At 66.3% G+C, this 21862-nt stretch carries 20 protein-coding genes; 12 read left to right on the top strand and 8 right to left on the bottom strand.

Annotated elements, in window-relative coordinates:
* Positions 1-7: 7 nt before the first annotated feature.
* Positions 8-1168: an NADH-dependent flavin oxidoreductase gene (locus tag AC1RWI_RS02040; RefSeq protein ID WP_043353850.1), complete on the bottom strand. Its 1161-nt coding sequence runs from the start codon at positions 1166-1168 to the stop codon at positions 8-10.
* Positions 1169-1310: 142 nt separating this feature from the next.
* Positions 1311-2261, bottom strand: a complete 951-nt coding sequence (locus AC1RWI_RS02035) for a LysR family transcriptional regulator (RefSeq protein ID WP_043353853.1) — start codon at positions 2259-2261, stop codon at positions 1311-1313.
* 160 nt (positions 2262-2421) lie between these two features.
* Between AC1RWI_RS02035 and AC1RWI_RS02030 the strand changes: the two genes are divergently transcribed.
* The 10 genes from AC1RWI_RS02030 to AC1RWI_RS01985 all read left to right on the top strand — a co-directional run bounded on the left by AC1RWI_RS02030 (position 2422) and on the right by AC1RWI_RS01985 (position 12783).
* On the top strand, positions 2422-3342 hold the full coding sequence (locus AC1RWI_RS02030) for an alpha/beta hydrolase (protein ID WP_492864247.1): 921 nt from the start codon (positions 2422-2424) through the stop codon (positions 3340-3342).
* 74 nt (positions 3343-3416) lie between these two features.
* Positions 3417-4064, top strand: a complete 648-nt coding sequence (locus tag AC1RWI_RS02025; RefSeq protein ID WP_492864245.1) for an SDR family oxidoreductase — start codon at positions 3417-3419, stop codon at positions 4062-4064.
* 689 nt (positions 4065-4753) lie between these two features.
* Positions 4754-5695: a LysR family transcriptional regulator gene (locus AC1RWI_RS02020; protein ID WP_043353862.1), complete on the top strand. Its 942-nt coding sequence runs from the start codon at positions 4754-4756 to the stop codon at positions 5693-5695.
* A gap of 174 nt (positions 5696-5869) precedes the next feature.
* Positions 5870-7018, top strand: coding sequence for an acyl-CoA dehydrogenase family protein (locus tag AC1RWI_RS02015; protein ID WP_043353863.1), 1149 nt, complete (start codon positions 5870-5872; stop codon positions 7016-7018).
* A 28-nt stretch (positions 7019-7046) separates the two neighbouring features.
* Positions 7047-7562, top strand: a complete 516-nt coding sequence (locus tag AC1RWI_RS02010; RefSeq protein ID WP_043353866.1) for a MaoC family dehydratase — start codon at positions 7047-7049, stop codon at positions 7560-7562.
* Positions 7563-7572: 10 nt separating this feature from the next.
* Positions 7573-8787, top strand: a complete 1215-nt coding sequence (locus AC1RWI_RS02005; protein ID WP_043357848.1) for a thiolase family protein — start codon at positions 7573-7575, stop codon at positions 8785-8787.
* Between the two features lie 13 nt (positions 8788-8800).
* Positions 8801-9208, top strand: a complete 408-nt coding sequence (locus AC1RWI_RS02000; RefSeq protein ID WP_043353869.1) for a Zn-ribbon domain-containing OB-fold protein — start codon at positions 8801-8803, stop codon at positions 9206-9208.
* Between the two features lie 59 nt (positions 9209-9267).
* On the top strand, positions 9268-10287 hold the full coding sequence (locus AC1RWI_RS01995; protein ID WP_043353873.1) for a Bug family tripartite tricarboxylate transporter substrate binding protein: 1020 nt from the start codon (positions 9268-9270) through the stop codon (positions 10285-10287).
* A gap of 6 nt (positions 10288-10293) precedes the next feature.
* Entirely contained in the window at positions 10294-11499 is a 1206-nt protein-coding gene (locus AC1RWI_RS01990; RefSeq protein ID WP_492864241.1) for a CaiB/BaiF CoA transferase family protein, read from the top strand.
* Between the two features lie 129 nt (positions 11500-11628).
* The gene (locus AC1RWI_RS01985) at positions 11629-12783 is read left to right on the top strand and encodes a CaiB/BaiF CoA transferase family protein (RefSeq protein ID WP_043353879.1); all 1155 of its coding nucleotides are present in this window, start codon (positions 11629-11631) and stop codon (positions 12781-12783) included.
* Between the two features lie 35 nt (positions 12784-12818).
* Here AC1RWI_RS01985 and AC1RWI_RS01980 read toward each other — a convergent pair whose 3' ends face one another.
* The 6 genes from AC1RWI_RS01980 to AC1RWI_RS01955 form a co-directional block, all read right to left on the bottom strand.
* Positions 12819-13619: an SDR family NAD(P)-dependent oxidoreductase gene (locus tag AC1RWI_RS01980; RefSeq protein WP_043353882.1), complete on the bottom strand. Its 801-nt coding sequence runs from the start codon at positions 13617-13619 to the stop codon at positions 12819-12821.
* Positions 13620-13653: 34 nt separating this feature from the next.
* A complete protein-coding gene (locus tag AC1RWI_RS01975; RefSeq protein ID WP_236702181.1) occupies positions 13654-14916 on the bottom strand; it encodes a CaiB/BaiF CoA transferase family protein in 1263 nt (420 codons plus the stop codon).
* A 145-nt stretch (positions 14917-15061) separates the two neighbouring features.
* Positions 15062-16522, bottom strand: coding sequence for an aldehyde dehydrogenase (locus AC1RWI_RS01970; RefSeq protein ID WP_492864238.1), 1461 nt, complete (start codon positions 16520-16522; stop codon positions 15062-15064).
* 51 nt (positions 16523-16573) lie between these two features.
* Positions 16574-17629 (bottom strand): zinc-dependent alcohol dehydrogenase family protein, encoded by a 1056-nt coding sequence (locus tag AC1RWI_RS01965; protein ID WP_492864236.1) that lies wholly within the window; start codon positions 17627-17629, stop codon positions 16574-16576.
* Positions 17629-18549 (bottom strand): alpha/beta hydrolase, encoded by a 921-nt coding sequence (locus tag AC1RWI_RS01960; RefSeq protein ID WP_492864234.1) that lies wholly within the window; start codon positions 18547-18549, stop codon positions 17629-17631. Before AC1RWI_RS01960 ends, AC1RWI_RS01965 begins: the two co-directional genes overlap by 1 nt.
* Positions 18550-18581: 32 nt before the next feature.
* Positions 18582-19910: an MFS transporter gene (locus AC1RWI_RS01955; protein ID WP_043353891.1), complete on the bottom strand. Its 1329-nt coding sequence runs from the start codon at positions 19908-19910 to the stop codon at positions 18582-18584.
* Positions 19911-20593: 683 nt separating this feature from the next.
* Between AC1RWI_RS01955 and AC1RWI_RS01950 the strand changes: the two genes are divergently transcribed.
* Both AC1RWI_RS01950 and AC1RWI_RS01945 read left to right on the top strand, forming a co-directional pair.
* Positions 20594-21034, top strand: coding sequence for a helix-turn-helix domain-containing protein (locus AC1RWI_RS01950; RefSeq protein ID WP_492864349.1), 441 nt, complete (start codon positions 20594-20596; stop codon positions 21032-21034).
* Positions 21035-21451: 417 nt separating this feature from the next.
* Positions 21452-21670: a CoA transferase gene (locus tag AC1RWI_RS01945; protein ID WP_492864232.1), complete on the top strand. Its 219-nt coding sequence runs from the start codon at positions 21452-21454 to the stop codon at positions 21668-21670.
* Positions 21671-21862: the final 192 nt, after the last annotated feature.

Here is a 21862-nt window from a genome sequence, read left to right as displayed (position 1 = left end):
CGCGGATTCACCCTAAAGCGCAAGCAACGGTTTCTGCTTGGCGCACCGGAATCCACCCCGGCGCCGCTTCGACCGCCCGCCAAAGACCATCGGGAATTGACCACTCGGCGCGCTCAGCCGGATCCAGTTCCTGGCGAATTTGCGCACCGCAGCCCGACTCGGCCAGCCCCACCCAGTCGGGATTCATCACCAGCCCCTTGCCCACGGCCACCAGCGACAAGCCCAAATCCAGGGCTGCCTGGGCCTGCTCCGGCGTGCGAAGCATGCCTGCCGCCAGTACTGGCACGCGGTTGGCTACATGCGTAATCACTTGCTCCACGGTGAGGCGGGTGTCGGTCCCCAGCGGGCGCGCACCGAGAACGTCGTTGAGCGAGACATGCAGGTAGTCAATGCCTTCGGCGATCAGTCCATCCCCCAGAGCGCAGATGTCCGGCACGCGGTAACCGCCATCCTCGCGCTCCTCGGGCGAGATGCGATAGCCCAGCAAAAACGGCCGTTTGGCATGCGCCGCAATCACCCGCTTGGCCTCCCGCACCACGGCCAGCGCAAAGCGCATGCGGTTATCTTGCGAGCCGCCCCATTCGTCATCGCGCTGGTTGTAGCGTGGCGAGAAGAAGTTCTGCAGCAGGAAGCCGTGCGCGCCGTGTAGTTCCACGCCGTCGAAACCTGCCCCAATGGCCCGGCGCGTCGCCTCGCCGAAGGCGTGCACCATCGCCAGGATCTCGTCTTGCGATAAAGCCCGCGGCGTCACGTCGCCCCGGTTGAAAGGACCTCCCAGCGCATTGACGGCGCTGGCGCTCACCAACTCGCCTTCAGGCACCGCGTCCACCACGGCCTTGTTGCCTGCGTGGAAGATTTGCAGAACCGCCGGAGCGCCGCCGCTCTTGGCGGCGTCGGCCAATCGGCGCAGGCTGGGAATGAAACGGTCGTCATAGGCGGCGAACTCATCGGTGAAGCCAATGCCGTTCTCCGTTACATGCGTGCAGCCCGTGATGACCATGCCCACGCCCTGGACGCGGCGGCGGTAGTAGTCCAACTCCGCATCCGAGATGCTTCCATCGGGATTGGCCGACCAGGTGGTCATGGGCGCCATCACCACGCGGTTGCGCAGCGTCAGGCCGTTACGGAAGGCGATGGGGTGAAACAGGGTGGTGTGTTCAGAAGTCATGTAGAAGGCTTGGCGCGAGGCGGGCGCCTGGAAGTCAAAGTCGCAAGACTTCCAAGCTGAGGCCGGAGCGCCAGCGCGGCAAGATTTCCAAACTACACAACAGTATTCAGTTCAAATTGACAATGGCGCATGAGAAGGCTGCTCAGGACCCCCGCTTCTTCCTGGAAGACGGCTGCCGCAGGGGCGCCATGGCCTCGCGCTTCTCGACCAGAAAATCAATCAATGCCCGCACCTTGGCGGGCATTTGCGCTCGGGTCGGGGCATAGATATAAAAGCCCGCGAAAGGCTTGCACCAGGGTTGCAGCACGCGCACCAGCGCGCCGGATTCCAGGTGCTGCTGCACGGCAATGTCGATATGCTGCATGAGGCCTGCGCCTTGTAAAGCGGCACGGGTCATTCCATCGTCGTCGTTGGTAATGATGCGGCCCTGCGGCTCCACGGTGAAGGTGTGCCCGCCAGCCTCGGGCGAGGTAAATTCCCACGGCAGGATCGCGCCGCCCGGCAATCGGAACCGCAGGCAATTGTGCTGCGCCAGATCGGCGGGGGTGGCGGGTTGCCCATGGCGCTGGAAGTACGCAGGCGTGCCCACCACCGCCATCTCCAGCGCCGGCGTGATCGGCACCGCCACCATGTGCTCGGCCAGGCTCTCGCCCACGCGGATGCCCGCGTCGCACCCGTCGGCCACGATGTTGGCCAACGCATCGTCCATGACCAGTTCAAATTGCAGCTTGGGGTAGCGCGCGCCAAACTCCTCCAGATGCGGCTCCACCAGTGTCCTGGCGGCCACCCGCGAGGTATTGACACGCACCAAGCCTGAAGGCTCGTCGCGCCCATCGTGCATCTCATGCACGGCGCGCTCCACCGCCGTGAGCGCCGGGTACCACACGTCATAGAGCCGCTGGCCTTCTTCGGTCAGCGACATGTCCCGCGTCGTGCGGTACAGCAGCTTGACGTTCAAGCGGCGTTCCAGCGCCTTCACGTTCTGCGACAGATTGGCTCGGGAAACTCCCATCTCCGCCGCCGCCTTGGTGAAGCTGCGGTGGTGGGCCACATGGGCGAACCAGGCCAGGGAAGGAAGCAGTGACGGGTCCATGTGGCAATCATTGTCAATTTAAAGATACTACTGTAGCGCAGATTGATACCTATGATGGATCAAATATTCAGCCTACAGTGCATCCATCGGTGGTCGGCTGCCATCCCGTTAAAGGAATGTGGCCCTGCCATTTCCATTCAGCAGCCATAAGGAGCACATCATGCAAAGTGTCAAGATCAAACACACGTACTGGGACATCGCGGCGGACCTGTACTTCCCGCCGAACTTCAACGACAACAAGAAGTACCCTGCCATCATCAGCGCCCACCCCATCGGAAGCTGCAAAGAGCAGACTTCAGGCAATGTCTACGGCGAGGCGCTGGCCAAGGCAGGCTTTGTCGTCATCGCCTTCGACGCCAGCTTCCAGGGCGCCAGCGGCGGTGAGCCACGCTTCACCGAAGACCCGACGCTGCGCGTCGAGGACTTCCGCGTGGTGTGCGACTACCTCGTAACGCTGCCCTCTGTGGATGAAGAACGCATTGGCGTGCTGGGCATCTGCGGCGGGGGCGGCTACGCCATCAACGCGGCCATGACCGAGCGCCGCATCAAGGCGGTGGGCACTATCACCGGCGCCAACTATGGTCGCCTGATGCGCGAAGGCTTCAGCGGCTTCGATCCGATCGGCGCGCTGGAGGCAATGGCCAAGCAGCGCACGGCCGAAGCCCGGGGTGCCGCGCTGCGCGTGGATGACCTGCTGCCACCATCGCCCGAGGCGGCCAAGGAAGCAGGCATCAAGGAAATCGACGTATTGGGCGCCACCGACTACTACCGCACCGACCGCGGCCGTGCCCCCAATGGCCTGAACCGCGCGCTGTTCTCGCACCAGGCCGCCGCCATCGGCTGGGATGCCTTCCACCTGTGTGAGACCTTGCTGACGCAGCCCCTGATGGTGGTGGTGGGCGATCAGGTGGGGGCCTTTGGCGCCTACCGCGACGGCTGCGAAGTCATCGGCCGCGCGGCCTCGAAGAAGAAGGAACTGGTGGTCGTCGAAGGCTGGTCGCACTACGAGCTGTACGACCAGCCGGAGCCGGTCGGCCAGGCGCTGGCCAAGCTGATTCCCTTCTATCAAGAGAACCTGTAAGGCCAGGCTCAGAACCAAATCCGCCACCGGCCCGGCCAGAAACGGTGGGGCCGATCCATTTGGAGAACAACACAATGACCAAAACCACCACCAAGGTACTGATTCTGGGCGCCAGCGGACAGATTGCCCGCCGGGCCATACAGATGCTGGGTGAGCGCCAGGATGTCGAGCAGACCCTGCTCGTGCGCGATCCCAAGAAGCTGGCCAGCACCGAACCAGCCAACGCCAGGATCACCATCGGCGACGTGATGGACAAGAAGCTGCTGCCCGAGCTTATGGAGGGGCAGGATGTGGTCTATGCCAATCTGGCGGGCGACGTGGACAAGCAAACCGCGCACATCCTCACGGCGATGAAGACCAAGGGCGTCAAGCGCCTGATCTTCGTGAACTCGCTCGGCATTTATGACGAGGTGCCGGGGAAATTCGGCGAGTGGAACCGCAATGAGATCGGGCAGTACCTGCCGCCTTACCGCAAGTCGGCGGATCTGATCGAGGCATCCGACGCCGACTACACGATTCTGCGCGCCGCCTGGCTGCAGGATGAGGACGAAGTGGACTACGAGATCACCCGCCGGGACGAGCCCTTCAAGGGCACCGAAGTCTCGCGCAAGAGCGTAGCCGCGCTGGTGGCCGAACTGGTGGTGAACCCCGACCGGCTGGTGCGTGCGAACGTGGGTGTGAACAAGCCCAATACCGACGGCGACAAGCCCGCTTTCGTTTAAGCGGAAAGAGTCCTATGCGGATTGGCTTGCCGCGGATGGCACCAGTCTCCGGCTCGACAAAAGGAACCTGAAAGATGTACTCGGCCAGGTCGATGGCTACTACTGTGGTCGGTTCCATGTGGATCCGCCTTGGCAAATTGCGACGATGTGGCGCATTCACCCTCAGCTTGTAGGAGGCTTGCGCTGCAAGCCACGGTATGTGTTCCGCCGAGGGCGGGAGGCGACCATTCCATCGACCCGAACGGAACCAGGCAGAGCACCTCGGCTTCGGGCTGCACGACGTTCGGCGAGCGCCGGCCCAAAGCCGCTTCGACCGCAACGAACCGTCGCTTCGGAAAAGGCCAGTTGGCCTGTCCGGTCATGCGCCCTACGCTTTGGCCTCATGGCGCCTCCCCCCGCCTGGCTGGCGCCGAGGCGTGGCATGGCAGAGGGCGTCTCACAGGTCAGCGCCGCCGGCTTCCGCGTGACGCGGCGCGAATGGCACCGGGAACCGGTCTCGATCGCCGTGCCGGTTAGTGTTCCCGCCCGCCGCCGGCGCTCCCATGCATCGGACAGGAGGCGCGGATGGGACGCACCCGCATCGCAAACGAAATCGGACCGAGGCTGGTGAATGCCGCACGGCGCGCCGCGGCGAGGCGTAATATCGACTTCATCACACGGTTCCCAACCCCCGACAATTTGGCACAAAAATGGGCACTTTCAACCGCCTGCACCTGATCCGCCAGATCGACCTGTTCACGCTGCGCCTATTCCTGTCCGCTGTCGAAGAGCAGCAGATTCAGCGTGCTGCACTGCGGGAAAACATCGCCGCCTCGACGGCGACCAAGCGCATTCAGGACCTTGAGGACATCGCGGGCGTCAAGCTGCTCGAACGCGGCCCGAAGGGCGTGGTGCCCAGTCCTGCCGGCGCTGTGCTGGTCCACTACGCGCGCCGCATCTTCGAGAACGTGGAGGACATGGGCTCCGAGATATCGGCTTTCACCGAAGGGATGCGCGGCAAGGTCGTGGTGGCCTCGGCGCGCTCGATCATCGCCCCGTTCCTGGCCCGGGAGCTGGGCGACTTTGCCCGCGATTTCCCGATGGTGGAGCTGGCCGTGCGCGAGCTGGAGAACGCCCAGATCCTGGAAGCGGTGTCCCGCAGCGATGCCGACATTGGCGTGTTCGCCATGGCCCACGAGCTGGAACTCGGCGGCGTGGATGTCACGCCGTACCGTCGCGACCGGTTGGTGGCCGTGGTGCCCCGATCCCATGCGCTGGGCGCGCACGAGACCGTCACGTTCGACGACCTGCTGCCCGAGCGCGTGATTCCTGTCGACGCGATGCTCGGTGCCTTTCGGGTCGCCGCAAAGCGGCTTGGGAAGGAGTTCGCGCCGGCGTTCAGTGTCCGCAGCGCCGGCACGGCGATCAGCCTCGTGCAGGCAGGACTCGGCGTGACGGTGCAGCCTGAATGCCTGGTAAGTCATCAACTGTTCGGCGACGTGAGCTGCATTCCGCTGGACGAACCGTGGGCCGTACGCACCATCCACATTGCCACGCCACGCGGCCGCGCGCTGAGTCCCGTCGCCGCCGCGCTGATGAAGCAACTGCTCGACCGTCCCGGCGAACAGACGCCCGCGCAGGCACAGGACTGACGGCTTTTTCCGGATCGCCGCCAGGGCGGGCATTCGTGCCTGCCCTTTTTCATTTCGATCGCACCGAAGCGCCGCTTCAGAAATGGCCAGTTGGCCTCGCGGTGGCACGACTCTACTCTTCCAACACGCGCCGCACTAATGCAAGCCGGCGCAACCCAACAACGGAGAGACGAAGTGCAACCCAACTTCCTGAACGAATCCCAGGCCCTCTGGCTCGACACCGTGAACCGCTTCATGGACAACGAGGTCACGGTCGAATACGTGCGCAAGTGCGACCAGAATCGCGACTATCCTTACGAGGCTTACGACAAGATCGCCAAACAGGGCTGGCTGGGTCTGCTGTTCAGCGAGGAAGAGGGTGGCGCGGGCGGCGACATCTTCGACTACACGCTGATGGCCGAGGGTCTCGGCAAATTCGGCTTCGACTTCGCGGCCGCGGTGCTGGTGCCGACCTTCACGGCGATGAACATTGCCAAGTACGGCACCGCTGCGCAGAAGGAAAAGTACATCCAGCCGTTCATCGACGGCAGGATCCGCTTTTCTGTGTCGATCTCCGAGCCCGACGCCGGCTCCGACGCCTCCAACACCAAGACCCGCGCCCGCCGCGCCGAGAACGGCGACTGGATCGTCTCCGGCCAGAAGCTGTGGTGCAGCGGCGCGGCGGCGAAGGACACGGTCATCGCCATGCTGGTGCGCACCGATGCCGACAACAAGCACGGCGGCCTCTCGGTGTTGCTGATCCCCAACTCCACGCCGGGGCTGGTCATCAACAAGCTGCCGACGCTGTCGCGCCACGCCACCGGCACCACCGAGATCTTCCTCGACGAAGTGCGCGTCCCTGCCGAGGCCCTGCTGGGCGAGGAAGGCCAGGGCTGGGAAATCATCACCAAGCATCTCGAACTGGAGCGCTGCGCCGTGGCTGCTGCCTATGTCGGCAACGCGCAGACGGCGGTGTCGAAGGCCACGCAGTACGCCCACGAGCGCATCCAGTTCGGCAAGCAACTTTGGGACTTCCAGGTGCTCAAGCACATGCTGGCAGATTGCCAGACTCAAGTCGATGCCGCGCGCCTGCTGTGCTACCGCGCTGCGCAGATGGCAGCAGCCGACGTGCCGTGCAGCCGCGAGGTGTCGATGGCCAAGCTGTACGGCTCGGAAACGCTTAAGCACTGTGCGCTGACCGGCATGCAGGTGCTTGGCGGCTACGCCAACCTGCCCGAAGCCGACATGGAGCGCTACCTGCGCGAAAGCGTGCAGTCGACTATCGGCGGCGGCACCTCGCAGATCCAGAAGACCATCATCGCCAAGTCCATGCGGCTCGGCTGAAGCAGGCGAATTTCAAGGAGATACAGACATGAGCGACACGAGCAAGCGCATCATCAACAACCGCATCGACCAGACCTTTGACGAACTCCAGATCGGCCAGGTCTTCCGCTCGGGCGGGCGCACCGTCACTGAGGCCGACGTGGTCAACTACTGCGCGCTGACGGGCAACTGGATCGAGATCCACTCCAACACGCACTACGCCTCGAAGACCCGCTTCGGCCAGCGCCTGGTGCAGGGCTCGCTGACGTATTCCATCGTCACCGGCCTGATCCAGTTCGGCCTCGGCATCCAGGCCAACTACGGCATCGACAACATGCGCTTTCGCAACCCGGTGTACATCAACGACACCATCTACGCGGTATGCGAGGTCATCGGCAAGAAGGAGAAGGACGAGAAATACGGCGTGATCAAGTTCCGCATCAGCGCGATCAACCAGAATGGCGACCTGCTCCAGCAGGGCGAGTGGAGCCTGCTGATGTTGCGCAAGCGCGATGACCTCGACGCGCTGATCGCGTCGTCGCTGCCCGAACTGAAGGCGGCTTGAGGGCGACATGATGTCGACGAAGCCAGTTGCCGCGATTGTCGGGATGGGGGATGCCTACGCCTCCCGGCAGGATCGCAAGGACCCCCTTCAGCTTGCGGCCGAAGCCACGCGGCGCGCGCTGCGTGACGCGGGCATCCGCAAGGAGCAGGTCGATGCGGTCTACACGGGCCGCTCGCCCTGGGCCGACAAGCGCTCGCAGTGGAGCAACATCTTCATCTCGCACATGCAGATGCCGGTGAAGCGCACGACCGAGATCACGATGCACGGCGCCGGCCTCACGGCGACGCTGGCGGTGGCCGCGGAGATGATCGCGGCCGGACAAGCCGAGTACGTGTTGTGCCTGCAGAGCGATGCGACGGAGTTGTTCGTCGACGCCGTCGCCATGGGAGCCGAAGCCGACGCCGACCCGCAGTTCGAGGTGCCCTACGGCCCCATCATCCCGGCACTGTACGGGCAGGCTGCCTGCCGGTATCTGCACGAGTACGATCTGACCGAGGCCGACCTCGCCGACGTGGCGGTGTCGAACCAGCGCTGGGGCGTTCACCATCCGCACGCGGCCAAGGCGCGCTTTGGGGAGGTGGATCGCGAGACGGTGCTGGCGTCGCCCTACGTCGCCAGTCCGCTGCGGCGCTGGATGTGCTCGACGTGGGGCGGCGGCACTGGCGGCGCGCTGGTAGTCACATCGCCGGAACGGGCGCGGGCGATGCACGCCGATCCGGTCTACCTGCTCGGCTACGGGTCCGCCACGACGCATGAATACCTGACGGATCGCATGAACATGCGTGCGTGCCGCTTCCCCGAGCTCGGCCCCATGCCCAACCTGACGCATACGGCCACGGCCGCGGCGGCGAACCAGGCATTCGACATGTCGGGGCTGTCGCGCGGGGATATCGACATGGCGCAGATTTCTGTGAACTTCGCGCACATGGGGCCCATCGTCGTGGAGGACCTGGGCTTTGCGAAGAAGGGCCGGGGGATCGACTTGTACCGCGAGGGCCGCACCGGCGTCGACGGCGACCTGCCGACCGATACCAACGGCGGCTGGCTGTCGTTCGGCCAGCCGGGCATCTCCTGCAACATGGACAGCCTCGTCGAGGCCGTGCGGCAGTTGCGCGGCCAGCCGCTGGGCGCGGCGCCGAAGCGCAGGCCGAAGACCGTGCTCGTGCAGGGCGCGGGCGGCATGCTGGCGGCCGGCTGCGTGATGCTGCTGTCTTCGACAACCTGAACGGGAGCACGTGATGATCCAGACCAAAGACGGCTGGCCACAGCCATACGCGTTGCTCGACGCTCAACCCTACTGGGAAGGGCTGGCGGCGGGACAGTTGAAGTACCAGCGGTGCACCGGCTGCGGTGAAGCGGTCTGGCCGGCGCATTCGTTCTGCCCGCATTGCGATGCCGATGAGCTTGTGTGGCAGGCGGCGAAGGGCACCGGCACGCTGTATTCGTTCAGCACGGTGATGCGTGGGCCCACGCCGGCCTTCTCGTCGATTGCCCCCTACACGGTGGGTTTCGTGGAGATGGACGAGGGCTACCACCTGTTCGCGCAGATCGAGGGAGCGCCCGAGACGTTGCGCATTGGCGCGCGCATGACGGCGCGGTTGATCGAGCGGGGCGGGCAACGCCTGCCGGTCTTTGCCGCAGCCTGACGCTGCGCCGCGCAAGGCATCTGGCAAGACATCCATAAAGAGACATAAGGAGGAGACCCATGAGAGACCCCCGTGAACGGGATCACCGGCGGCGCTGGCTACGCAAGGCGGGTGTCGCCTGCGTGGCCGGCTGTGCGGCGATGCTGCTGCCCCGGCTGGCATCGGCGGCCGAGCTGTGGCCGACGCGCCCGGTGCGCATCGTTATTCCGCTGGCGGCCGGCTCCAGCGGCGACTTGCTCGCGCGCCTGCTGGCGCAACGGCTCGAAGGCATTTGGAAGCAGCCGGTGATCGTGGAGAACCGGCCCGGCGCGGGCGGTGTGATCGGCACCGAATACGTGGTGAACGCCACTGACGGGCACACGCTGCTGCTGGGCACGCAAAGCTCGATCCTGCCGAAGTTCACCACGAAGAACCTGAAGTTCGACCCGACTGCCGACCTGGTCCCGGTGTACAAGGTCATCAATTACCAGCTTGTGGTGGCCGCCAACGACGGCACCGCGGGCAGGGCGAAGACCATGCGCGGACTGGTCGACCTGAGTCGGCGTGATCCGGATGGCCTGTTCTTCGCGGGCACCGGACGCACGTCGATCTTCAACCTGACGATGGCGCTGCTGAACAAGTCGCTCGGCATGAAATATGCACCGATCGACTTCAACAGCGTGACGGCAATGAACATGGCCGTGATGCGCGATGATGCACAATTTCTCGTGAACACGCCAAGCTCGATGAAGTCTCAGATGGAGGCTGGCAAGCTGCGGCCCATGGCCGCCATCAGCGCCGAGCGGTATGCGGACCTGCCCAACGTGCCGACGTTGTCGGAGGCCGTGGGCTACAAGGGCTACCTGCCGCTGCTGTGGGCCGGCATCTTCGTGCCGAAGTCCACGCCGCCGGCCCTGGTGGACCGGATCGCGCGCGATCTTCGCGCGCTGACGGCGGACGCGCAGTTCAGGAGCCTGGTGGAGTCGCGCTTGAGCGGCAGCATGGTGGCTTCGTCGCCGGGCATGTTCGCCCAGCAACTGAACGAAGAGGTCTCGGTATGGAAAGGCCTCTTCGCCGAACTCAACTACAAGCCGGAGTAAGCAGCCATGCGTGACCTTCCTCTAGATGGCGTGGTGGTCGTGGAACTGAGCGACAGCGCCTCGGCGCCGTTCGCCGGCCAGATCCTTGCGGCGCTGGGCGCCGATGTGTGGAAGATCGAACGCCCCACGGGCGATTCGGCGCGCGGCTGGGGGCCGAGCAAGTGGAAGGGCAGCGGTGCCGCCTTCCATGCGATCAACCAGGGCAAGCGCTTCATCAGCCTCGACATCAAGGACCCAGACGACCTTGGCACGCTGCATCGGCTCATCGGCGAGCACGCCGACGTCTTCTTCCACAACCTGCGCCCGGGCTCGGCCGCGCAATACGGACTGGACCCCGACAGCCTGCGCGTGACCAAGCCCGAACTGGTTTGCTGCGAGGTAGGCGCGTTCGGCAATGTCGGTCCGCTGAACCAGGCGCCCGGCTACGACCCGTTGATGCAGGCCTTTGCAGGCATCATGAGCATCACCGGCGAGGAAGGGCAGGCGCCGGTGCGCGCAGGCGTGTCGATCGTCGACTTCGGCGCCGGCATGTGGGCGGTCATCGGCATCCTCGCCGCGCTGTGCCGGCGGCAGCGCAAGCACGTGGGCGCCACCGTCAACAGCTCGCTGCTGGAGACGGCCATCGCCTGGATGACGGTCGGCATCGCCAACTACAACGCCGATGGCGATACGGGCGGCCGGCATGGTTCGGGCGTCGGCTTCATCGTGCCGCACCGCGCGTACGACACGGCCGATGGCCATCTGGTGGTCAGTTGCGCCAACGACCGGCTCTTCGCGCGCCTGTGCGCCGCGCTGGACCGGCCGGAGTGGGCCACCGACCCGCGCTTTGCCACCAATGACGGGCGTCTGCGCCACCGGGCGCAGATCGATGCCCTGATCGGGGGGCGGCTTGCCGAGTATTCCCGCGCGCACTGGCAGGAAGTGCTCGGCGCCGCCGGCCTGCCGTGTGCGCCTGTGCAGACTACCAGCGAACTGGTCAATCACGAACAGACGCGAGCGCTGGGCATCATCGGCAAGCCGTCCGGGGACGATCTGGCGCTGGTCGGACTGCCGCTGCTGTTCAATGGCAGGCGGCCGGGACCACTGTCGGCTGCGCGCGACGTTGGCGAGGACAATGCGGACCTCGACAGGCTGATGGCGTCGCGGCGCGGCCGGCGCGAGGCGCAGTCGTCGGGCGGCGAGGCAGTGTTCGACGCGGGGGCAGCTCAGTAGAAGTGGCGGTCATGACCGCCATGACCGTCGAATGCGTGACCGCGGCCACCCGAAGGGGCGGCGCGGCGCGCGATGCAGGCCCGGCTCGTCCCAGCGAGCCGGGTTTCAACGTTTGAGGAGACCAAAACGATGCGCAAAACCCAGGGCCCGCTCGCGGGTGTCAGGCTCGTTGAGCTGGGCGGTATAGGGCCTGTGCCGTTCTGCTGCATGCTGCTCGCGGACCTCGGCGCGGACATCGTCCGCATCGACCGTCCGCCCGGCCACGACGGCGGTCAGCCCGGCGATCCGCGCTTCAACCTGCTCAATCGCGGCCGGCGCAGCGCCGTACTCGACCTGGAGAAAGCCGAAGCGAAGGATGCGGTGCTGAAGCTCGTCGGCCAGGCCGACGCGCTAGTCGAGGGATTCCGGCCGGGGGTCGCCGAGAAGCTGGGCCTCGGCCCGGAAGACTGCCTCGCGGCGAACCCCGCGCTGGTCTACGGCCGCATGACGGGCTGGGGCCAGGACGGGCCGCTCGCGCACGCGCCCGGTCATGACATCAACTACATCTCGCTGACCGGCGTGCTGCATGCGGTCGGCACCTGCGGCGGCCCACCGGTGATCCCGCTCAATCTGGCGGGGGACTTCGGCGGCGGTTCGCTCTACCTGGCGCTCGGCGTCGTATCGGCCATCCTCGAAAGCCGGCGGTCGGGCAAGGGGCAGGTGGTGGATGCTGCGATGGTCGACGGCTCCGCCTCGCTCATGACGCTCTTCTACGGCATGTTCGCCAGTGGCTACTGGAAGGACGAGCGCGGCAGCAACCGGCTCGATTCGGGGGCGCCTTGGTACAACGTCTACGAGACGCGGGACGGCCGCTGGATCAGCGTCGGCTCCAATGAGGCGCGCTTCTGGCGCCATACGCTGGAAGTGCTCGGGCTGGATGAGGCGCAGATGCCGGACCAGCACGACCGTTCGTGCTGGCCGGAGGTGCGGGCGAGGTTCGCGGAAATTTTCCGCACGCGCACGCGCGACGAATGGTGCGCGCTGGCCGAAGGACGGGAGGCCTGCTTCGCGCCGGTCATGTCGCTGGCCGAGGCGCCCGGTCATCCGCATCTGCGGGCGCGCGGGACCTTCGTCGAGCGGGACGGTGTCGTGCAACCCGCGCCCGCCCCGCGCTTCAGCCGCACGCCGGGCGCGATCCAGAATTCCCCCACACGCCCCGGCGAGCATACCGACGCGGTGCTGGGCGACTGGGGCTTCGGCTCGCAGGACATCGCGGCCTTGCGCGCGGCCGGCGCCATCGTGTGAGGCGGCGGGCCGCGCGGCCAGTCGTCCGCGTATCGTCAGTGAATCGTCAGTCCGCCGGTCGGGCTGACGGTCGCCCCGGTCAGGTAGCGCGACTCGTCGGAGGCGAGGAAGGCCACCACCTGGCCGATATCCTCCGGGCTCGCCACGCCGAGCGGGCTGCTGGCAATGATCTTCTCATACTGCTTGCGGTGCCGGTCCGACACGCCATCGGTGCGCTCGAAGGCGGCCTTCCACGACGGACTGTCGCGCACCACCGTCACGCACACGCAGTTCACGCGGATCAGGTCGCGCGCCAGCTCCTTCGACAGGACCTTGCTTGCGCTGATCAGGCCGCCGGCAAAGGTGGCCACCGCGGTCTGCGTCGGCGTCGGCACGCGGCCGCCCTCCGAGGTCACGAAGACCACCGCGCCGCCACCACACTTGCGCATGAAGGGCAGGGCCGACTGCACCGGCAGCAGCTTCGCGGCGGTGTTCTCCGCCACCACGGCGCAGACGCGCGCGAGATCGATGTCGCCAAACGGGCCGCGCACGTCCGGGCGGCGTGCCTCGTCGTCGTTGCCGCCGGCATTGGCGACCACGATGTCGATGCCGCCGTGCCGGCGCGCGGCCTCGGCGGCGAGCGCATCCATGTCGGCCTTCACGCGGACGTCGCCGGCGATGAAGTCGCCCTGGCCGCCGGCCTCGCGCAGTTCGGCGAGCACCGCGTCGGCCTTTGACGCGCTCCTGCCGCTGATGACAACCAGCGCCCCGCGCGCCGCGAGCTGCAGTGCCACGCCCCGGCCGATCCCACCGGTGCCGCCAGTCACGATTGCCACTTTGCCTTCAAGACTTTTCATTGCTGTTTCCTTGCTGGGTTTCGCTGTCTTCCGGTCAGACGATGCCGTCGGCGCGCAGCGCCTCGACCTGCCGCGCATCGAGGTGCAGCCAGTCGCGCAGCACGGCGTCGGTATGTTCCCCGAGCCGCGGCGGCACCCCAGCCTCGGGCTCGGGCACGTCCGACATCTTGATCGGGTTGCCGACGACCTGCACCTGGCCCCACACTGGGTCGTGGACCGTCATCAGCATCTCGCGTGCCGCCACATGCGGGCAGTCGAACAGGTCGGCCACGTCGTTGACCACTGACGCCGGCACGCCGCCCGCGCGCAGCAGGTCCACGGCTTGCGCGCGCGTGCGAGTGGCGAGCCAGGCGTCAATATGCGGATCAAGGCCGGCACTGTGCTTGCGGCGGGCAATGCCGTCGGCGAAGCGCGGGTCGTCCACCAGGTCCGGCTTGCCGATCACCTCGCAGAAGCGGCGCCAAATGTGCTCGCCGAGCACCGCGATGACGATATGGCCGTCGCTGGCGCGGAACGGCCCGAACGGTGCCGTCACCGCGGGTACGCCCGGCGGCAGCGGCTTGTGCAGGGCCGAGTACATGGTGACCGAGATCTCGTTCTGGACCAGCGAGGCGTCGTACAGCGAAATGTCCACCTTCTTGCCCCGCCCGGTGCGCTCGCGCTGGTACAGGGCCAGCAGCGCGCCCTGCGCGGCGAGAATGCCGCCCTGCAGGTCGGTCATCGAGAAGCCGAGATAGGTCGGCCGGTCGTCCTGCCGCTCGGGACGGTACATCAGGCCGCTGAGCGCCTGGCCGACGATGTCGAGCGCCGGGTGGTCGGTGTAAGGGCTCGGCTTCACATCGGTGTGGCCAAAGCCGGAAATGGCAACGTAGATCAGGCGCGGGTTGCGCGCGCGCAGGGTGTCGTAGCCGACGCCGAGGCGGTCCATCACGCCTGGGCGCAGGTTCTCGAGCACGATGTCGGCGCCGGCGGCCAGTTCTAGGAACAGCCGCTTGCCCTCAGGCTGCTTGAGGTCCAGCGTCAGGCTTTTCTTGTTGCGGTTGGTGCGCAGGAACGACAACGCATGCGGGCTGCCATCCGCTGCCGTCCTGACGGGGCTGGTGCTGCGCGCGAAGTCGCCGCCGGCCGGCGCTTCGACCTTGATGACCTCGGCGCCCGCGTCGGCGAGCCACATCGACGCGAACGGTCCTGCGACGAAGTTCTCCACGGCCAGCACGCGCACGCCTTGGAGCGGGCGGTCGGGGGTGGGGCATTGGTCCTGCGTGGCCGCCGTGGCGCGGCCGGTTTCGGTGTTCAAGGCTGTCTCCTTTGCATCTTCCGGATGGGTTTGATGCAAGGGTAGAGCGCTCGGGGCGCGCGTCCAACTTGCCATTTTCGAAGCTGCGATTCGGACGGCCCGAAGCGGGCGGTGGACATTCGCCCGCTCCGGCTGGCCGCCACCGTCAGGCCAGCACGATGGTCTTTGACTCCATGAAGGCGGTCAGTCCTTCAACGCCGCCCTCGCGGCCGATGCCCGACTGCTTGAAGCCGCCGAAGCCGATGGAGAAGTCGGTGCGCGGGCCATTGTGGCCCACGGTGCCCGCGCGGATCTGCCGCGCCACCGCGAGCGCACGGTCACGGTCGTTGGTGAAGACGGCGGCGTTCAGGCCGAACGGCGTGTCGTTCGCCATGCGGATGGCGCTGGCCTCGTCGTCGGCCGGAATCACGCTCAGCACGGGGCCGAAGATCTCCTGTTGTGCGATGCTCGATCGGTTATCGACATTGCCGAACACCGTCGGCTCGAAGAAGAAGCCGCGCGCCAGATGTGGCGGCCGCTTGCCGCCGGCCGCGAGCACCGCGCCTTCCTCCACCCCCATGGCGACGAAGCGCTCGACGGTGTCGCGCTGGCGGGCACTGGCGAGCGGGCCGGAGGTGGTCTCCGCCGCGAGCGGGTCACCGAGCACGATCTGCCGCGCGATGGCGGACAGCGCCTCCACCATCGTGCCGTGCTTCGCGCGCGGCACGATGATGCGGGTCAGGCTGTGGCAGATCTGCCCGGCGTTGTAGCCGAAGTAGGAGTTGCCAAGCGTGGCGGCGGCAGTTTCGACGTCGTAGTCGTCCAGGACGACGGCAGGCGACTTGCCGCCGAGTTCCAGTGTCACGCGCGCCACGCGGTCGCCGGCGATGGACGCGATGCGGCGGCCGGCCGCGGTCGAACCGGTGAAGGTGATCTTGTCGACGTCCTGGCTGCGCACCAGCGCCTCGGACACGTCGCGTTCGGCCGTAATGACGTTGACGACGCCCGGGGGCAACCCGACTTCCTCGCAAACCTGCGCGAACAGGTAGCCCGAGCATGGCGCCTCGGGCGGCGACTTGATGACCAGCGTGCAGCCAGCCAGCAGCGCCGGCGCCGTCTTGTAGGCGAGCAACCCTGCGGGACCGTTCCAGGGAATGATCTCTGCGACCACGCCCACCGGCTCGTAGACGCGATATGCGTCGTTGCCAGTGACCGACTGGCACGGCTGCGTGAAAGGGAAGGTCGATGCCATCGCCGCGTACTGCCGGAAGGCGCCGCTGATGAACAGCCCGATCCGCGGCTGCGCGACCTGGTAGACAATGCCGGTTTCCAGCGACCAGATACGGGCGAACTCGTCGTTCAGGGCTTCGAGCCGCGTGGCAATCCTATCGAGGAAGGCGGCGCGCTCCATCGGCGTCATGCGTGGCCACGGGCCATCGTCGAATGCCCTGCGCGCGGCGGCGACGGCGCGCTGCATGTCGGACGACTCGGCGCGGGCAACCGTCGCGACGACCTGCTCCGTTGAGCAGTCCAGCACGTCGAAGACGCCGCTGGTAAAGGGTTCGACCCATTCGCCGTCGATGTAAAGCTGACGCGGGTGCTTGAGTTCAATGGTTCGGTTCGTCATGGGTTGGATCTCCGTTGCCGGCCAGCGGCAACCGTGAAAGGGACGGCAGGGTCAGAACAGGAACACGCCCTTGCCGCCCGCCTGCCTGTCGAAGTGGGCATAGGCCTGCGCGGCCTGGTCGAGCGGCCAGGTATCGGTAAACAGCCGGTCCACCTCGATGCCGCGTTTGGCGATAAAGCCGGCGCAAGCCTTCATCTCAACTTCGGAGAATGTGAACGAGCCGAGCAACAGCCGCTGCTTGCCGATCACGTCCTTCATCGCGTCGAGCACCAGGTTGCCGCCCACGGCGACCAGCGCGACGCGGCCCCACACCCTGGTGCTGCGTACGGCCTGAGCGCGCGGCAGCTCGCCACCGGCACACTCCACCGCGCACGACGCGCCCTTGCCCCCGGTCAGCTTCAGGATCTCGGAGACGGGGTCGAACTGCGTGGCGTCGATCGCGTGGGACACGCCGAAGTCTTTCGCGCGGGCCACGCGCGCCGCATTGATGTCGACGCCGAACACCTCGACGCCCATCGCCGCGGCAAGCTGGGCCACCGACAGGCCGACCGGGCCGAGGCCGTAGACGGCCAGCGTGTCGCGGGCACTGATGTCAAGCCGCAGCAAGGCGCCATAGGCGGTGCCGGTGCCGCACGCCACGGCGGCGTCGCCCGCGAACGACATTTCCTGTGGCAAGTGCACCAGCGACGACACCGGCACCTTCATGTAGTCGGCATGGCCACCATGCGCCAGCACGCCATGGATGCGCGCGCCGTGGTCGCAGAGTTGCGTCCAGCCGGTGCGGCAGTGGTCGCAGTGGCGGCAGCCCTCGTAGTGGAAGACCATCACGCGGTCGCCCACGCGGAACGCTTTTCCGTCCACGCCTGGGCCGAGCGCAGCCACCACGCCGCAAGGCTCGTGCCCCCCGATAATCCGATCGGACGCAATGCGGTCCTTCAGGCCAAGCATCTCCAGCGATGCCGCCATGCCATGCCGGTAGTAGTGGAGGTCGGTGCCGCACATGCCCGACGCCTTCATCTCGATCACGGCCTCGCCGGGGCCGGGCGTGGGATCGTCGAAGTGCGCCAGCTCGACCTCGCGGGCGCCCCGGAAGATCATTCCGCGCATCAGAGCTGTTCCCGGTAGAACGGGATCAGCTTGTCGAGCGCCTTGCGCACGGGCTCGGGCTTGTCATACAGGTCGTAGTGCGACCAGCCATCCAGTACGACGAGTTCCTTCTTCGCCGAGCGTGCGCGGCCCACGATCTCGCAGCCGTCGCGGTAGGCGCCGAAAGCACCGACCTTGTCGCCGACCACCACCATCAGCGGCTGCGTCAGCAGGACCTCGGCGAGATGGAAGGCATCCCATCCGGTCGCGGCGCCCTGGTGGGAAAAGAGCGAGCGGTTGGCGCCGTGTGGCTTCTGCCCCCGCGGCGTCCGGTAGTACTCGGTGGCCTCATGGACGTCGATCTCTGTCAGGCCACGCCGCTTCGCTTGCTCGGGCGACGGCGGCAGCAGGTCATCCACGCGCAGTGTGGCACCACGTGCCTCGGCGGTGCGCTGCTGCGCCATCGCTTCGAGCGCGCCGATCGGATCGTAGCCGCTGAAGCCCTCGCGCATCAGCCGGCCGTAGTTGACCCCCGTGATGGTACCCACCGCGCGGATGCGGCGCTCTGTCATGGCGGCATTGATGGAGTAGCCACCACCGCCGCAGATGCCGAGTACGCCGATGCGGCGGTCGTCCACGTAGTCGAGCGTCACGAGATAGTCGGCGACCACGCGGAAGTCCTCCACGCGTAGCGTCGGATCCTCGATGTAGCGCGGCTCGCCGCCGCTGGCGCCCTGGAAGCTGGCATCGAACGCGATGACAACGAAGCCGGCCTCGGCGAGCGCGGTGCCGTAGACGCTTCCCGAGGTCTGCTCCTTGCAGCTACCGATCGGATGGGCGCTGATGATGGCGGGATATTTCTTCCTCTCGTCGAAGTCCGGCGGGAAGTGGAGATCGGCGGCGATATTCCAGCACTGATGCTTGATGCTGACGGTTTTCATGGTTTCACCTCATGACGAAGAAGATGGCGGACTCAGTCCGCGGTACGGTAATCCGCAACGGGTGTGGCGTCGGGCTCCAGTGCCGGCTTCGGGATCAGCGGCACGAGCATGATCGCGACGACGGCGGGTACGACGAACGCGTAGAAGTTCCAGTGCAGCGCGAGGTTCGAGCCGACGATCCACCCGCCGATCAGCGGGCCGAGGATGGAGCCGAACCGCCCGAACGCCTGCGACGCCCCGAGCGCCGAGCCGCGGCACGAAGCCGGAAAGTGCGTGGCGATGTAGCCGTAGATCAGCGTCGTGGTGCCGATGGAGCCGATACCCGCGCCGAACACCGCGAGCATCAGCCAGCCGAGATCCAGCTTCTGGCTCAGCGCGAGCAGCGACAGTCCGCCGATCATGAAGAACGGAATGATCACTCGTTTGGAGCCCAGCCGGTCCGCCAGCAACGCGCCGCCGATCATGCCCACCACGGCGCCGAACTGCATCACCAGCAGGAACTGCAGCGACGACCCTAGCGGATAGCCCGCCTTGCGCATCAGTTGCGGCAGCCAGGCGTTCAGGCCATAGACGATCAACTGGACGCAGAAACTCACCAGCGCGAAGAGCAGCGCCGAGGTGCGCATTGCGTCCGTCGCCAGCAGCCGGTAGCCGCGCGCGCCGGAGGCGGCCGCGTGCACGGCCTGGCCTCGTTGCTCCCGTATGATCCGTTCCAGGTCAAGCGAATGCCGGGCGGCCAGGATGCGCGCCTCTTCCATGCGACCGTGCTCGACGAGGAAGCTCACCGACTCGGGGAGCCACAGGTACATCCCCGGCAGGATCAGCGCGTAGAGCGCGCCGAGCGCATAGAGCATGCGCCATCCGTGTTCCTGCAGCAGCGTGATCGCCAGCAGCGCGCAGATGACGCCACCAACGGAATAGCCCGTCAAGGTCAGCGCATTGTACAACTGACGCCGGTTCGCAGGCGCGTACTCGACCGTCAGCGCCACGGCGGACGGCACCACGCCGCCCAGCCCGATGCCAGTGAAAAAGCGCGCGGCACCCAGTGAGAACGGCGAGGGGGCGAGTGCGCAGAGGATGGAGCCGATGGAGAACCACAGCACGCCGGCCATGATGAGGTTGCGCCTGCCCACCCGGTCGGAGAGCGGGCCGGCCGCACCCATGCCGACCATCAGGCCGGCGAGCGTCCAGCTCCCGATCATGCCGGCCGCCGCTGGCGTCAGGCCCCAGCCCGGCTCTTCCAGCAGGCGCGGGAGGGTGGCCCCGTAGACGATGAGATCGTAGCCGTCCGCCACGATCGTCAGAAAGCACAAGATGACCACGAATAGGCTGTTGCGAGCCGGCAGTGTTGCTTGTTGCACATTGTCTCCTGGATGTCCTTGTTGTAAGTTCCGCCGCCATGCAGGGTGCGGTGTGCGTCGGGTAGTGACCGCGCCACCGGAAGGGTAGTGTCGTGCCAGTGCCGAACCAATTGGCCTTTCTCGAAGCGCCGATTCGGCCGAGACGAAACTGTCGGGGGGGGCGACGCGTGAACCGGCGCTTCGGAAATGGCCAGTTGGCGCGCGCAGCGGGAGGCCCTACGCTTGGTTCATGGCGGCCCACCCGAAAGCCTGTTGGCACGAGAGGGGCGATGCGGAGGGGCGATGCGGAGGGGCGATGTGGAAGCAGTGCGCGGGGTGAACCGGCAGGCGGGCTGGTCGTATGTAGCGGATGCGGCGTGCGCATGGCGTGGCGTGAGCGTTCGCCATGGGGGCATACTCCATGGAATCATCGCAGCTCTCCTTCCCAGATCTACCCAACGTTTGTCAGATGGATTTTGGAAGCCATCACCGTATCTGAGTGATGGTTCGGGCGCCGGACGCGCGATCAGGCACGGAGGAGTCCATGTTGCGGCACACGACTGCGAGGCCCTCGAGCAGCCAGCCACGCACCCGGCTGGCGTGGCCCGCGCCCGATCCAACTGCGGCGGAAAGCCGGATCAGGGTGATGCCATTGGCCCGCGGCCTGGCAGTGCTGGCCGCCTTCGGCCCCGGAGCAGACGTGGCTGGGCAACCAGGAAATTTCGCACGAAACCGGTATCCCCGCATCGACGGTGACGCGGCTGCTGCAGTCGCTGGTGGCGCTGGGTTACCTGCACCATGACGAGGTGAGGCGCAAATACCGGCTGGCGGCGGCCTCGCTGGCGCTCGGCTACGCGGCTATTGCCGATTCGGCCGTGCAGCGCGAGGCCAGCGTCGAGATGCGCAGAGTTGCCGAGGCGACCGATACCTACGTGGTGCTCGGCACGGGGGACCGGCTCGATGTGATCGTGCTCGACAGCCGCGTGGGGAGCCGGGCGAGAACTTATCCGCCAGTACCGAGGCCAGCGCGCCGTACAGGGCAAATTCGTACCACTCAAAGATGGTGCCGATCGAAGCGGCACAGATTGCCCGCGACATCGGGCTGGTTGCGTCGGGCCCGTGGGCGATGGCTGTCTCCGTTCTGACGGGACTGTTCATGGTCATGGCTCCTGGAATTGCGGTATGTCCCGCAATGTGAGGATCCAGTGGCCGCTAAGCGGCCGTCAACGTACGGGCCGAAGCCATTCCGTACTTTGAAAGGGCACATGGCGCGAAGGACTGCGTGTATTGCCCCCGCATGCGTCGCGCAAATTGGCCACCGGCGCGCAAGATCACCTATTTCATGTTCTACCTGAAGCTGCGCACGGCTGTGGCGCATCCGTTGTCGTGAGCGCGTAGTTGCCGTCTGCGTAGTCCACGGCGACTCGCCACTTCAATCCCTCGGAATCGCCGTTTCGAAGAAGGCCAGTTGGAGAGACGGTGGCGCACCTCTACGCTTCGCGCATGCGTCCGGTCCAAGCAGATGCAACGCAACGCATATCCAGCGAAGGAGCGTATCAGCAATGCATGACTTTCCTCTTGACGGTGTGGTGGTGGTCGAGCGGAGTGACAGCGCTTCGGCGCCGTTCGCCGGCCAGATCCTTGCGGCGCTCGGCGCAGACGTCTGGAAGATCGAGCGACCCACGGGCGATTCGGCGCGCGGCTTGGGGGCCGAGCAAGTGGAAGGGCGGCGGCGCGGCCTTCCATGCCATCAACTGCGGCAAGCGCTTCATCAGCCTTGACATCAAGGATCCCGATGATCTTGCCACGCTCCAACAGGCGAGTTCAACATCACGCATGGCCCGACGCTTGCGTCATTTGCCGTCCCCCGCACCGCTCCCAGCGCGATCTCGATTTGCAATCTGGCGGGCGTGAAGAATGCCGTTGTTCAGCTGTCACCACCAGGAGGAAGCTGCTCCCGGTTCAGCTTTTCG

The sequence above is a fragment of the Cupriavidus sp. MPR-AND1C genome (genome assembly GCF_058809705.1).
The sequence above is the reverse complement of the archived record's forward strand: the minus strand, read 5'-3'. Positions and strand labels throughout refer to the sequence as shown.